Source organism: Bacteroides faecis (genome assembly GCF_020091505.1).
GTDB lineage: Bacteria > Bacteroidota > Bacteroidia > Bacteroidales > Bacteroidaceae > Bacteroides > Bacteroides faecis.
Genome location: NZ_CP081916.1, coordinates 4512890 through 4526224, shown reverse-complemented (window position 1 = coordinate 4526224; position 13335 = coordinate 4512890). Strand labels below are relative to the sequence as shown.

11 protein-coding genes are annotated in these 13335 nt (G+C 44.6%); 5 read left to right on the top strand and 6 right to left on the bottom strand.

Features of this window, described 5'->3' with window-relative positions; all coding sequences use genetic code 11:
• Positions 1–142: 142 nt before the first annotated feature.
• The 4 genes from gcvP to K6V30_RS17715 form a co-directional block, all read right to left on the bottom strand.
• On the bottom strand, positions 143–2992 hold the full coding sequence (gene gcvP / locus K6V30_RS17730) for an aminomethyl-transferring glycine dehydrogenase (protein WP_070612440.1): 2850 nt from the start codon (positions 2990–2992) through the stop codon (positions 143–145).
• Between the two features lie 127 nt (positions 2993–3119).
• On the bottom strand, positions 3120–3758 hold the full coding sequence (locus tag K6V30_RS17725) for an MBL fold metallo-hydrolase (protein WP_029425528.1): 639 nt from the start codon (positions 3756–3758) through the stop codon (positions 3120–3122).
• 21 nt (positions 3759–3779) lie between these two features.
• On the bottom strand, positions 3780–4400 hold the full coding sequence (gene rsmG, locus K6V30_RS17720; RefSeq protein WP_010537844.1) for a 16S rRNA (guanine(527)-N(7))-methyltransferase RsmG: 621 nt from the start codon (positions 4398–4400) through the stop codon (positions 3780–3782).
• 113 nt (positions 4401–4513) lie between these two features.
• Entirely contained in the window at positions 4514–5365 is an 852-nt protein-coding gene (locus K6V30_RS17715; RefSeq protein ID WP_055270004.1) for a DUF3298 and DUF4163 domain-containing protein, read from the bottom strand.
• A gap of 224 nt (positions 5366–5589) precedes the next feature.
• On the opposite strand from K6V30_RS17715, the gene K6V30_RS17710 reads away from it, so the two are divergent.
• Complete coding sequence (locus K6V30_RS17710; RefSeq protein ID WP_010537846.1) at positions 5590–5823, top strand: YecH family metal-binding protein; 234 nt, start codon at positions 5590–5592, stop codon at positions 5821–5823.
• A gap of 284 nt (positions 5824–6107) precedes the next feature.
• Complete coding sequence (locus tag K6V30_RS17705; protein ID WP_081030865.1) at positions 6108–6608, top strand: hypothetical protein; 501 nt, start codon at positions 6108–6110, stop codon at positions 6606–6608.
• A 3-nt stretch (positions 6609–6611) separates the two neighbouring features.
• On the opposite strand, the gene K6V30_RS17700 is transcribed toward K6V30_RS17705, so the two are convergent.
• A complete protein-coding gene (locus K6V30_RS17700; RefSeq protein WP_010537849.1) occupies positions 6612–7535 on the bottom strand; it encodes a cation diffusion facilitator family transporter in 924 nt (307 codons plus the stop codon).
• 4 nt (positions 7536–7539) lie between these two features.
• Positions 7540–7719 (bottom strand): hypothetical protein, encoded by a 180-nt coding sequence (locus tag K6V30_RS17695; RefSeq protein ID WP_055270000.1) that lies wholly within the window; start codon positions 7717–7719, stop codon positions 7540–7542.
• Between the two features lie 672 nt (positions 7720–8391).
• On the opposite strand from K6V30_RS17695, the gene K6V30_RS17685 reads away from it, so the two are divergent.
• From K6V30_RS17685 to K6V30_RS17675, 3 genes are all read left to right on the top strand, one after another.
• Entirely contained in the window at positions 8392–10614 is a 2223-nt protein-coding gene (locus tag K6V30_RS17685) for a TonB-dependent receptor (protein ID WP_055269995.1), read from the top strand.
• A gap of 47 nt (positions 10615–10661) precedes the next feature.
• A complete protein-coding gene (locus K6V30_RS17680; RefSeq protein ID WP_055270076.1) occupies positions 10662–11021 on the top strand; it encodes a heavy-metal-associated domain-containing protein in 360 nt (119 codons plus the stop codon).
• Positions 11022–11082: 61 nt separating this feature from the next.
• Complete coding sequence (locus tag K6V30_RS17675; RefSeq protein ID WP_055269993.1) at positions 11083–13299, top strand: heavy metal translocating P-type ATPase; 2217 nt, start codon at positions 11083–11085, stop codon at positions 13297–13299.
• Positions 13300–13335: the final 36 nt, after the last annotated feature.

Genomic DNA, 13335 nt, shown 5'->3' with positions numbered 1-13335 from the left:
ATTCCGGCATCGTTTCTTATGTTCATTTAGCTCGGTGCTTATCGGAATACTTCGGTGCCTGCAAAGGTAAGCCCGGAGCTCAGCAGATGCGAGCCCCGGGCTTATTTTTTCCTGTGTACAGATTTCCTCTGGAAGTTTATTCTTATTCGAACCTTCCGTAGCGGGTCGGCAATAACTTCCGGTCTCCCAACGTATTGTCTACGCGGGCCACGTTCACCCAGAATTTATTATCACGTACGCTTTCTATCGGATACGTAGCTTTTTCGCGTGTATAAGAATGTTCCCAATTATCATTCACAATCTCATATTCGGGATGCGGGGCATTGATTAATACATTGTCATTCTTGTCTGCTTCTCCATCTTTCACTTCTTGGATTTCTTTCCAGATATTCAGCATGACATCCACGAAATTATCCAGCTCTGCTAAACTTTCGCTTTCGGTCGGCTCAATCATCAGCGTACCGTGAACAGGGAAGGAGAGAGTCGGTGCATGATAGCCATAATCCATCAGGCGTTTGGCAATATCATTCTCAGAGATTCCCGTTTCTTCATGTACTTTGCGGCATTCCAGAATCATTTCGTGTCCAACGAAACCGGTAGCTCCCCGATAAACAATACCGTAAGTATCTTTCAGACAGGCAGCCAGATAGTTGGCATTGAGAATGGCGATTTTAGTTGCCTGAGTCAGCCCTTCTGCTCCCATCATCCGGATATAACCGTACGTGATAGGCAAGATACCCGCACTACCGAACGGAGCTGCGGAAACTTGGTTTTGTGTATTGCCGAAGATCGAGTGTCCCGGTAAGAACGGCACCAGATGCTCTGCTACACAGATAGGACCTACACCCGGACCGCCACCACCATGCGGTGAAGCAAACGTCTTATGTAAGTTCAAGTGACAAACATCTGCACCGATGAATCCCGGATTGGTCAATCCTACTTGTGCATTCATGTTGGCCCCGTCCATATATACTTGTGCGCCGCAGGCATGGATAATCTCACAGATTTCTTTTATTTCCGTTTCGAAGATACCGTGTGTTGACGGATAGGTAATCATCAATGCTGCCAGTTCTTCTTTGTTTTCCAAGGCTTTGGCACGCAGGTCGTTCATATCCACATTTCCTTGCTCATCGCATGCGCAGGTGACGGTCTCAAATCCGGCTTGTATGGCAGATGCCGGATTTGTGCCGTGTGCCGAAGCCGGAATCAATATCTTATTGCGGTGTCCCTGACCGATACTTTCAAGATATGCACGAATAACGCGCAGGCCGGCATATTCTCCCGCAGCACCCGAATTTGGCTGCAGGCTGACACCTGTAAATCCGGTGATAACCTTCAGATCCTCACTCAGATTGCCGATCAGTTCACGATATCCTTCTGCCTGATCTTCCGGTACTAACGGGTGCATGCTCATAAATTCCGGACGACTCAAAGGCAGCATTTCAGCGGCTGCATTGAGCTTCATAGTGCACGATCCGAGAGAAATCATAGACTGTGCCAATGAAATATCTTTCCGGTCCAGACGTTTGATGTAACGCATCATTTCCGTTTCCGTATGGTATTTGGAGAATACTTCATGCGTGAGAAAAGAGGTGGTACGTTTCAGCGTTTTGTCGATGTTGCTCTTTTCCGGTACATCTTCTACCTTCTGGTAATCCTTGCCGGCAGCGATGGCGAAGATGGAAAGCAGCACATTCGTAGCTGCTACATCTGTTGTCTCGTCAATGCTGAAGCCTACATCTCCATTCTCATAATAGCGCAGGTTTACTTCCTTGCTCAATGCAATCGTGCGAATCTGTTGGGCTGAAACGTGTTCCGGCAGTTCGAAACGTAGTGTGTCGAAATACTGTGTATTGACTTGGGTATATCCGAATTTCTTTAATTGCTTGTCAAGGAAAACGGTGATGCTGTGGATGCGCGAAGCAATCGTTTTGATTCCTTCCTGTCCGTGATATACGGCGTAGAAGCCGGCCATTGTTGCGAGTAATGCCTGAGCCGTACAAATATTGGAAGTCGCTTTTTCCCGTTTGATGTGCTGTTCGCGTGTCTGCAGGGCCATTCGGTAGCAGAGTTTGCCATATTTATCTTTGGACCATCCGATGATTCGTCCCGGCATATTCCGCTTGTACTCGTCACGTGTGGCGAAGTAACCAGCCGAAGGACCACCGTAAAACATCGGTGTACCCAGGCGTTGTGTGGTACCGAATACAATATCCGCTCCCCATTCTCCCGGAGGAGTCAGCAGGGCAAGGCTCAGAATATCGGCGGCAACGGCAACTTTACAGTCCGCGTCATGTGCTTTCTTCGTAAAGTCGGCATAGTTTTCTACATTTCCGCTGGAATTAGGATATTGAAGAATGCAGGCGAAGATTTCCGGTGAGGGTTCAAATTCTTTGTATCTGCCTACGCGCAATTCAATTCCTTGTGGAATGGCACGTGTAGTCATTACTGCTAAAGTCTGCGGGAAAATGTTTTCGTCTACAAAGACTACATTGGCACCTGCTTTCTGCTGAGTGCGTGAACGAAGTGCGTACATCATGGTTACGGCTTCGGCAGCGGCAGTCGCTTCATCCAGCAGCGAACAGTTGGCAAGCGGCATAGCGGTGAGATCACAGACGGCGGTCTGGAAATTCATCAATGCTTCCAGTCTTCCCTGTGATACTTCCGTCTGATAAGGCGTGTAGGAAGTATACCACACGGGATTTTCGAATACATTCCGTTGGATAACGGCAGGAGTAATTGTATTATACCACCCCAATCCGATGTACGTAGTATACAGTTTGTTTTTACTTGCCAGTCCGGCAATGTGTTTCCCAAATTCGTATTCCGTCAACGGACTAGCCAGTGCCAGTGGTTCCTTCAGGCGGATGTTGGCAGGAATGGTTTTGTTGATCAGTTCATCCAGTGAGTCTACGCCTATTTTACGAAGCATCACGGCTGTGTCTTGTTCATTGATGCCGATGTGACGGCTAGCTAACAAATCTGTTTTCATAATTTTTGATTTATAAGTATCAGGTATTAAGTATTAGGTATTACCCATGCGGATATGAATATCATAAAGCTACGGTTATCATCAGCTACGGTTAATACCTAATACCTAATACTTAATACCTGAATTACTATCTGAAAAATGGGTTCTCTGCTTTTTCCATTCCGATGGTCGTAGGTGCACCGTGTCCGGGGTAGACGACTGTCTCGTTAGGAAGTACGAATAGACGGCTGCAAATGTGATCGATCAGTTCGTCGAAGTTGCCTCCTGACAGGTCGGCGCGACCGATACTGCCTTGAAACAATACGTCACCGGAGAACATGCAGTTGTCTTCTTTACAATAATACACGAGGCTGCCGGGTGAGTGTCCGGGAACATGGATTGCTTCCAGCTTGGTGTGTCCGAAGGTGATAATATCTCCGTCGTGCAGATATTTTCCCAATGGAACCGGCTTTTCCTGTAATTGGAAGCCGAACATGCGGCTTTGTTTCGGAGCTTCATCAATCCAGAACTCATCCGCTTTGTTGGCTTCTGCCGACAGACCGAATTCTTTCAGCATAAATGGATTGCCGAAGATGTGATCCAGATGTAAATGAGTATTCAGCAGATGCTTTACATTCAATTCATTGGTGAGGATGAACTTCTTTAGTGCTTGTTTTTCCTCTTCATAGAAGCAGCCCGGATCAATGACCACCGCTTCTTTTGTGTCATCCCATAAAACGTAGCAATTTACGGGAAACATATTAAATTCAAATCTCTTTATTTTCATGGTTTTGATAACTCCTGATTCCTATATTTGTGAATATACTACCTTTTTGGTTTCAAAGAACTCTTCCTCAAAGTCTTCGCTCAGGCTGTGAATGACTGTTTTATGCTTGAACGGCATTGTTTCGTGCTCCAGTTCGCCTCCTTTGAGACAGATCAGTCCGTTAGGCAGAGCATTCTGCTGCTTGGGAGAAATGTTCTTTTTGATAATCTTGATCAGATCCGCCAAAGGCATTACGGCACGACTTACCACAAAGTCGAACAGTTGTTTTTCCTCTTCTGCACGGGCATGGCGGAAGGTGACGTTTTTCAGTCCGATGGCATTTGCCACTTCTGTTGCCACGCGTACTTTCTTACCGATGCTGTCTACCAGATGAAACTTGGTGTCGGGGAAAAGAATTGCGAGCGGAATGCCGGGAAAGCCTCCTCCTGTACCCAGATCCATGATGCTGGTTCCGGGACGGAATTGAATCACTTTGGCGATGCCTAATGAATGGAGCACATGATGCTCGTATAAATTCTCGATGTCTTTGCGGGAGATGACGTTGATTTTCGCATTCCAGTCGATGTAGAGGTCGTATAGAGCAGCAAACTGTTGGCGCTGCTCTTCCGTCAGATCCGGAAAATATTTCAGTATGATTTCCACTTTAAGTATTTTGAATGGTGAATTTAGAATTATAAGTGAAATGAATATCCTCTTGCATCACACGCGGCAATAACAATAGGATATTCATTGGTGTTCAATCTTTTAATAACTGTTTAATCTTTCAAATCTCCGAGAATAGGGTTGCTGCCCAGCAGGTGTTCCATCATGGCGTATGGAATCGTGACTTTGACAGGACCCATCGAATACGGTGTGATATCGTATATATTATAGTAGAAGGTGATACCTTCCTTGCTCAGATAAAAGTTTTCTGTCGGTGTGATGTCTCCGGTCGAGGCATATCCCATGTCTTCCAGTGCCTCGTGTGTTGTCACTTTGTTGTCGGCCATCAGCTGGTTCCATATCAGGTCTGTCAGGGCTTCCTGATAGTCGCCTACAAAAATATCGTCGAGGCGAAGCGGACGCATCAGGGTAAGGTCCATATTTAGGAAAGTTGACATGTACATGCCATGTGCACCTCCGGTATATTCGTTATAGTCAACGCGGTATACAAGCAGGTCTTTCTCATATAGTTGCACATGACTTTCGATACTCTTGTAGTAGGAATACCATGCGCCTACCACTGCATCGCTCTCTTTATTCTTTTCGTCTTCGGCATACATAGGCTCCTGGTCGTGGCGGTACTCGTCAATATAGCTCTGAGCGTATTGCTTCACTACTGCTTCCGGTTTTTCACCGATATATTTGTCTCCGAAGCATACGGAGATGAAGTATGCATTCAGACTATCTTTCAGCATATCATCCGATGACTTGACAGGATAGGCGAAGTTGACGATAATATTGCATGCCGGTTTGGCTGTATCATTAAAGAGGTGTGCCGTCTCGTTTACCTGTATACTATCGAATTGTAATGCTCCTGTATTTTTGTTCATCTTGTCATGACAAGAAAACAAAAAGCCGCTTACCGAAAGTATAACCGCAAGCAGGCTGACATATTGTTTTTTCATACCCGTTTTTTCTATAAATTCAACATTAATCATATCTATCACTATCGACAAATATAAATGAAATAACCGAATACTACGAATAAAAAAGGAAAAATATTCAGCTAGTTTTTTGGGTAATGCATATAGGGGATGCCATTGTTAATGATTCTTTTTTTCTTGCTTTTGTCACATATGTTACAGTTTTAATCGATGCACTGCACTTATTTTTGCAGAAAAAATAGATTATGGAACAGTTACATGCACATGAAGTTCTTCACATGATGGAGGGAAATAGTTATACTGAAGCAACTCTGAGAGCTGCAATCGTGGAGAAGTTTGGCGAACATCAGCGTTTTTATGCTTGTTCGGCAGATAATATGGAAGTAGACGAACTGATAGAGTTTCTCAAAAGAAAAGGGAAATTCATGCCAGCCGGTGAAGAGTTTACGGTGGATATCAGTAAGGTTTGCAGCCATTGATTCTTGGCGGGTGGTGTGGATAGCCAAGCGGTATAGTAGTCAATAGGGATAATTGGACGAAGAAACGACGGGAGATACTTGTTCTAAAAGTATCTCCCGTCGTTTCTTCAGGGTGTGAGGGGGGATGAAAAGGGCTTGTTAGTTGTAGGTTGCCCCTGTTGTTTTTCTTAGCTAAGGAAATTTCATAGGTAGGGAAATCCCTACTTGCAAATAGGAAGAAGTCTTTGCAAAGAGAGTTTTCTCATGCTACATTTGTAGTATAAAACTACTAAACTATACTTAATATGAAAAAGAATCAGTACCTTATGTCTTTGTTGCTGGTGATACTGCTCAGCAGTTGCTATACCAGCAGAATTAATTATGAAAAATTGAGTCGTATTCAACTCGGAATGTCTTCTGGAGGGGTGATAGCTATTTTGGGTAAGCCAACTTATCGAAGTTTTGATGAAAAGGAAGAGGTCTTAGAGTTTTGCTATGGATTAAATATCGCAAAGATTTGGTTTGTTGATGATAAAGTAACTAAAATGAAGAATTATTATGACTATGATTGTAATAAAATTCGGATCGTAGAGGATAAGAAAGAAGACGATAAATCCTCAAAGAAAGATAAAAAAGAAGATACAAGTTCCAGAATACGTGTAACGACGGATGGAAAGCATATAATACAGACCGGTTCCATCATAGTCACTCCGGATGGAAAACATGAAACAGTGGTAAGTGATCTGGGTGGAATCATTATAACAGGGTCCGGGAACATATACATGTTCATTAATACTTGCAGTTAATAGTTAATTCACCATACCTTTATCAATTCCGAATTTCTCATCCGTCTGGCATTCACCGGCAGGTTCTACATGTACCAAAATATCATAGACATTGTCTATAGAGCTTTTTATACTTTTTTCCACAGAATCGGCTATCTGATGTGCCTGTGTGATTGTTATTTGCGGGTTTACCTCTATGTCGAGGGTAATCATATAAAGATTCCCGATCATTCTTGACCTTACCCGGTGTGGATTACTCGCACCGGGTACTTGCTCCACCGCTTCGAATATCTTATTATATACATTGACATCTTTGACTCCATCCATCAATTCTACATTCGAATCGATGAAAATACTGATCGAAGATTTTATAATAAAGAGACTGATGATTAGTCCTGTGATAGAGTCGAGTATAGGCAGTTTGAATATGAACGTGAATATAAGTCCCAGCAACACACCGGAGGAGATGATCACGTCATTACGCATATTGATCGCATTGGCTGTCAGCATGGAACTGTCTATTTTCTTTCCCTGTTTGTATTGATATGAAGCCAGCAGGAGTTTGCCGATGATAGAAAATATAGTGACGTATATAGCAATGGCCGACGGAATTTCTTTACTCTCGTCAGTGAAGATGCTTCCAATGGATGATATCAACATTTGCACACCCGCGTAAAAAATCACAAGCGACAGAATCTTAGTTGCAATCCCTTCGGCCTTTTCATAACCGAATACATACTTCTTGGAAGGCGGCTGATTGATAATGCGTGCTGTGAAAATCATGACAATGGAGATGATTACGTCCGTTGCCGAATCGATGCCGTCGCCCAGCACGGCAAGACTGCCGGCAAATAAGCCTATGATGATTTTTGATGCGGAAAGTATGGCGTTCCCGATAGTACTTATCCAAGAAGTTCTGATTAATATCTGCTCCCTTTTTGCTTTCATGTGATTAAGCCTTTGACATACCGGTTAATATGTAGCTGCCTTTCAAGTTGTTTTCTTTCATATAACTGACCACTTCTACCCGACAGGCCGACATTAAAGCGTATCCCGTTAAGTTCCTGTTTATAGCTTTGATGAACGAATACTCTGTATCGTTGTGGATGAAAGATATACGATGATATTCCATAACATAATGTGTTTAATAAGGACTAATATGTGGTCAAATATACGGATAATATCAGTAGTATGGATGAAAAAGGAGAATTATTTAATTTGATCATATTGCTGGAATAGTACATTTTTATTTTTATCTTTGTCTCCCGAAATGAAAAGACTAGCCTACATAACAGCAGTGATTCTTTCTCTCCTGATTATCTATTCAGGGGCAGGAGTGTCTATTGTCCATTACTGCTGTTCCCGTTGTGAGGCAGTGCAAGGCTGTTGTGCCAATGGCTGTCCCAAGTGTAAGAAGTCTCATACGTGCGATTCAAAGAAAGACTGTAGAGAAAAGGGCTGTACAGCCACTATCTATAAGCTCGATTTGATGAAGCATGTTTCCGCACTGACAGTTTCTGTTCCAGTGGTAACGCTTTTCTGTGAACAATCTTGTCAGTTATTTGCTTTTGCCTCCATAGATCAAACGGCAGACTATTCCAGTCTTCCCTTTCCACCACCTCCCTGTCCGAGGCAGAAGTTGGCGTTACATTCTGTTCTCCTGATTTAGCGTTATTTCATTTTTTTGTGTCCGATGGAACTTTGTTTTCAGCCATTGCAGGTTATGAAAGCAAAGGGAATGAATGCAATTTAGTTGCAAGAGAAATGAATTAATTTTGTATCTCAACAATAAGTTTAAGAAAGAATGAAATATATGATAATGGGCCTGTTCTCATTACTTGCGGTTACAACCTATGCGCAAGTACGGGGGGCGGTCAAAGATAATACCGGAGAACCCATTCCGGGTGCTAATGTATTCTGGATGAATACGGGTCAGGGAGTAACAACGAAAGAAGATGGTAGTTTTTCTATCTCCAAACCTTCGAAAAGTCACATGCTGGTGGTCAGTTTTATCGGTTTTCAGAATGATACGATTCATGTCAGCAAGAAGAATCAGGAGCTGGATATCATCCTTCGGGATGGTGTAGAGCTGAATGAAGTGAATGTGGTCAGCCGCAGAATGGGAACGATGAAGTTGCGGAGCAGTGTGATGAATGAAGAGATGATAAGCAGTGCCGAATTGAGTAGAGCTGCCTGTTGCAATCTTGGAGAAAGCTTTGTGACCAACCCTTCGGTGGACGTGAGTTATTCGGATGCTGCAACGGGAGCCAAACAGATTAAACTGCTCGGATTGTCCGGAACTTATGTGCAGATGCTGACAGAGAATATCCCGAACTATCGTGGCGCGGCTTCCCCTTATGGACTGGGATATGTTCCCGGTCCGTGGATGCAGAGCATACAGGTTTCCAAAGGAATCTCTTCTGTGAAGAATGGCTACGAAGCTATCACAGGACAAATCAATGTCGAGTTTAAAAAGCCGCAGTTGCCGGAAGCCGACTGGGTATCCGCCAATCTTTTCGCAAGCAGTACCAGTCGGTATGAGGCGAATGCAGATGCCACCCTGAAGTTGTCCAAACGCTGGAGCACCTCTCTGCTGGCACATTATGAGAACGAGACCAAAGCACACGACGGCAATGATGACGGCTTCGTAGATATTCCCCGGGTAGAGCAATATAATGTCTGGAACCGATGGGCATATATGGGAGATCACTATGTTTTTCAAGCAGGTTTCAAGGCATTGTCCGAAAGCCGGAACAGCGGACAGGCACATCATGCAGGTATGCAGTCCGATGATCTCTATAAGGTAGGAATCGATACCGAGCGTTATGAGCTTTTTACTAAGAATGCTTATATATTCAATAAGGAGAAGAATACGAATCTGGCATTGATTCTTTCTGCCAGCTGGCACAATCAGGATGCGATGTACGGACGAAAACTCTACAATGTAGACCAGACGAATGCGTATGCTTCTTTGATGTTTGAAACGGAATTTAATAAGCTGAACAGTTTCTCGGCAGGATTGAGTTTCAACTATGACGCCTATGACCAGCATTATCGGCTGGAGAATAAAACGGAATTGCCGCTTATAAAGGCATTTGCCAAAGAAGCGGTTCCCGGAGCCTATGTGCAATATACGTTGAATCTGAATGACCAGTGGATGCTGATGGCAGGTCTGCGCGGCGATTATAGCAGTGAGCACGGCTTCTTTGTGACCCCGCGTGCGCATCTGAAATACAATCCGAATGAGTATGTACACTTCCGCCTGTCTGCCGGAAAAGGTTACCGTACGAATCATGTACTGGCAGAGAACAATTACCTGCTTTCCAGCAGCCGAAAGGTTGAAATAGCGAACGGGCTGGATATGGAAGAAGCATGGAACTATGGCGCCAGCGTATCTACATATATACCCATATTAGGCAAGACGCTGAATATCAATGCCGAGTACTATTACACCAACTTTCTGAAACAAGTAGTAGTAGATATGGACAGCAATCCTCACGAAGTCGCTTTTTACAATCTCGATGGGCGTTCCTATTCGCATGTGTTCCAAGTAGAGGCAAGCTATCCTTTTTTCAAAGGATTTACTTTGACAGGGGCTTACCGTCTGACGGATGCTCAGACAACCTACAAAGGTCAGCGGATGGAGAAACCACTGACCAGTAAATACAAGGGATTGCTGACCGCTTCGTACCAGACACCACTCGGAATATGGCAGTTTGATGCTACGCTCCAACTCAATGGCGGAGGAAGAATGCCTGCTCCTTATGAATTGGCGGACGGTCAGTTGTCCTGGGAGCGCCGCTACGGCAGTTTCGAACAATTGAGCGCTCAAATAACCCGCTATTTCCGTCGTTGGTCCATCTACGTAGGAGGGGAGAACCTGACCAACTTCAAACAGAAGAACCCGATCATTGACGCTGCGAATCCGTGGGGAGGTAACTTTGACTCTACGATGATATGGGGACCTGTGCACGGAGCAAAAGCGTATATCGGAATACGTTTCAATCTGGCAAGAAACAGTGATTAAAGTGATAAAAACAGAAATGAATAATGACTATTAAAAGAATAAGAAAAATGAAAACAAGAAGATGGATGGTCACTTTCGTGGTGGCTCTTTTGAGTGTGACAGCTGTACTGGCAAAAGACATTCGTGTCGTAGTATTCAAAGTCTCTCAGATGCATTGCGAGAACTGCGAGAAGAAAGTGAAAAACAATATGCGCTTTGAAAAAGGTGTGAAAGAACTTTCTACCGAGCTGAAGGACAAAACGGTGTCTATCACCTACGATGCCGAGAAGACGGACGTGAAGAAGTTGCAGGCAGGATTCAAGAAGTTCAATTACGAGGCGGAGTTTGTGAAAGAAACCAAACAGGAAGGCAAGAAAGACGGCAAACAAGAATCTCAAAAAGAAGAAAAGAAAGCCGATAAGAAGTAATCGAACAAATACCCATATTGGCTTGTTTTATAACTACTAATCATTAAAGAGTAAGAATTATATGGGTAATATAGCAAAAAAGGCGTTTCCCGTGCTCAATATGCATTGTGCGGGATGCGCTAACAATGTAGAAAAAACAGTGAAAAAGTTGTCGGGAGTCGTTGATGCTTCCGTCAACTTTGCTTCAAATACATTGACGATTTCTTATGAGGACGACAAGCTGACTCCCGGAGAAATTCGTGCAGCGGTACTTGCTGCCGGTTATGACTTGATTGTAGAAGAAGCGAATAAAGAAGAACGTCGGGAGGAGGAGCAGCATAAGCGTTATCTCCGCCTGAAACGGAAAGTGATCGGTGCGTGGATATTTGTCGTACCGCTCCTTATCTTTTCTATGGTATTGATGCACATGCCATATTCTAACGAGATACAGATGGTGCTCACCATTCCGGTAATGGTACTCTTCGGAGGCAGTTTCTTTACGGGAGCATGGAAGCAGGCCAAGGTCGGGCGTAGTAATATGGATACGCTGGTCGCGTTAAGTACCTCGATAGCCTTCCTTTTCAGTTTATTCAATACCTTCTTTCCGCAGTTCTGGACAGATCGCGGATTGGAACCACACGTCTATTACGAAGCTTCCGCAGTGATCATTGCTTTCGTTCTGACCGGAAAAATGATGGAGGAACGTGCCAAAGGAAATACTTCGGACGCAATTCGCAGGCTGATGGGAATGCAGCCCAAAGTGGCGCGTGTGTTGCGTGGCGGGATAGAGGGGGAGATACAAATAGACCTCTTGCAGGTAGGCGATAGGGTTGTAGTCCGTCCCGGCGAACAGATTCCGGTGGATGGCCAGCTTTCGGAAGGAGAATCGTATGTGGATGAAAGTATGATTAGCGGTGAGCCGATTCCGGTAGAGAAGAAAAAGGGCGACAAAGTCCTTGCCGGGACAATCAATCAGCGCGGGTCATTTATCATTCGTGCCTCCCAGGTGGGAAGTGATACAGTGCTTGCGCGCATCATTCACATGGTGCAGGAAGCACAAGGCAGCAAAGCTCCTGTGCAGCGTATTGTCGACCGTATTACTGGGATTTTTGTCCCTGTCGTGCTCGGAATCGCCATCCTGACATTTATATTGTGGGTTGCCATCGGTGGCAGTGAGTATATTTCTTACGGTATTCTTTCTGCTGTATCTGTTCTGGTCATAGCCTGTCCCTGTGCTTTGGGGCTTGCCACTCCTACTGCATTAATGGTAGGAATCGGTAAGGCTGCCGGACAGCATATTCTGATCAAAGATGCCGTTGCTCTGGAACAGATGCGTAAGGTCAATGTAGTGGTGCTGGATAAAACCGGGACATTGACTGAAGGGCATCCTACCGCTACCGGATGGTTGTGGGCACAGCCGCAGGAAGAACATTTCAAGAATGTACTTCTGGCTGCCGAACTAAAATCGGAGCATCCGTTGGCAGGTGCGATTGTAACTGTACTTCAGGATGAGGAAAAGATAACTCCCGCTCCTTTGAGCAGCTTTGAAAGTATCACAGGAAAAGGGATAAAGGTGTCTTATCAGGGCAATACTTACTGGGTAGGAAGCCACAAACTTCTGAAAGATTTCAGTGCTACGGTCAGTGATGTCATGGCGGATATGCTGGTACATTACGAATCGGATGGGAACGGAATTATATACTTTGGACGTGAGAACGAGCTTCTGGCTATTATTGCAGTTTCCGACCCGATAAAGGCAACTTCTGCTGAAGCGGTGAAAGAACTGAAACGACAAGGTATTGACATCTGTATGCTCACCGGTGACGGACAGCGGACGGCTTTGGCGGTCTCTTCCCGTCTGGGCATTGAGCGTTTTGTGGCAGATGCCTTGCCGGATGACAAAGCCGAATTTGTGCGTGAACTGCAAATGCAAGGAAAGAAAGTAGCCATGGTGGGCGACGGTATCAATGACTCGCAGGCTCTTGCATTGGCTGACGTCAGCATTGCGATGGGGAAGGGAACGGACATCGCCATGGATGTCGCTATGGTGACATTGATGACTTCCGATTTGTTGTTACTCCCCAAAGCCTTTGAACTGTCCAGACAGACTGTACGACTGATCCATCAGAATCTTTTCTGGGCATTCATCTACAATCTGATCGGTATTCCTATCGCTGCCGGAGTCTTATTTCCTGTCAACGGATTGTTGCTGAATCCGATGCTGGCAAGTGCTGCTATGGCATTCTCCAGTGTGAGTGTAGTGCTCAATTCGTTGAGTTTGGGAAGAAGGAAGATTTAAGCAGAGAGCATATAAAGCGCTCCTTTATGATTTTAA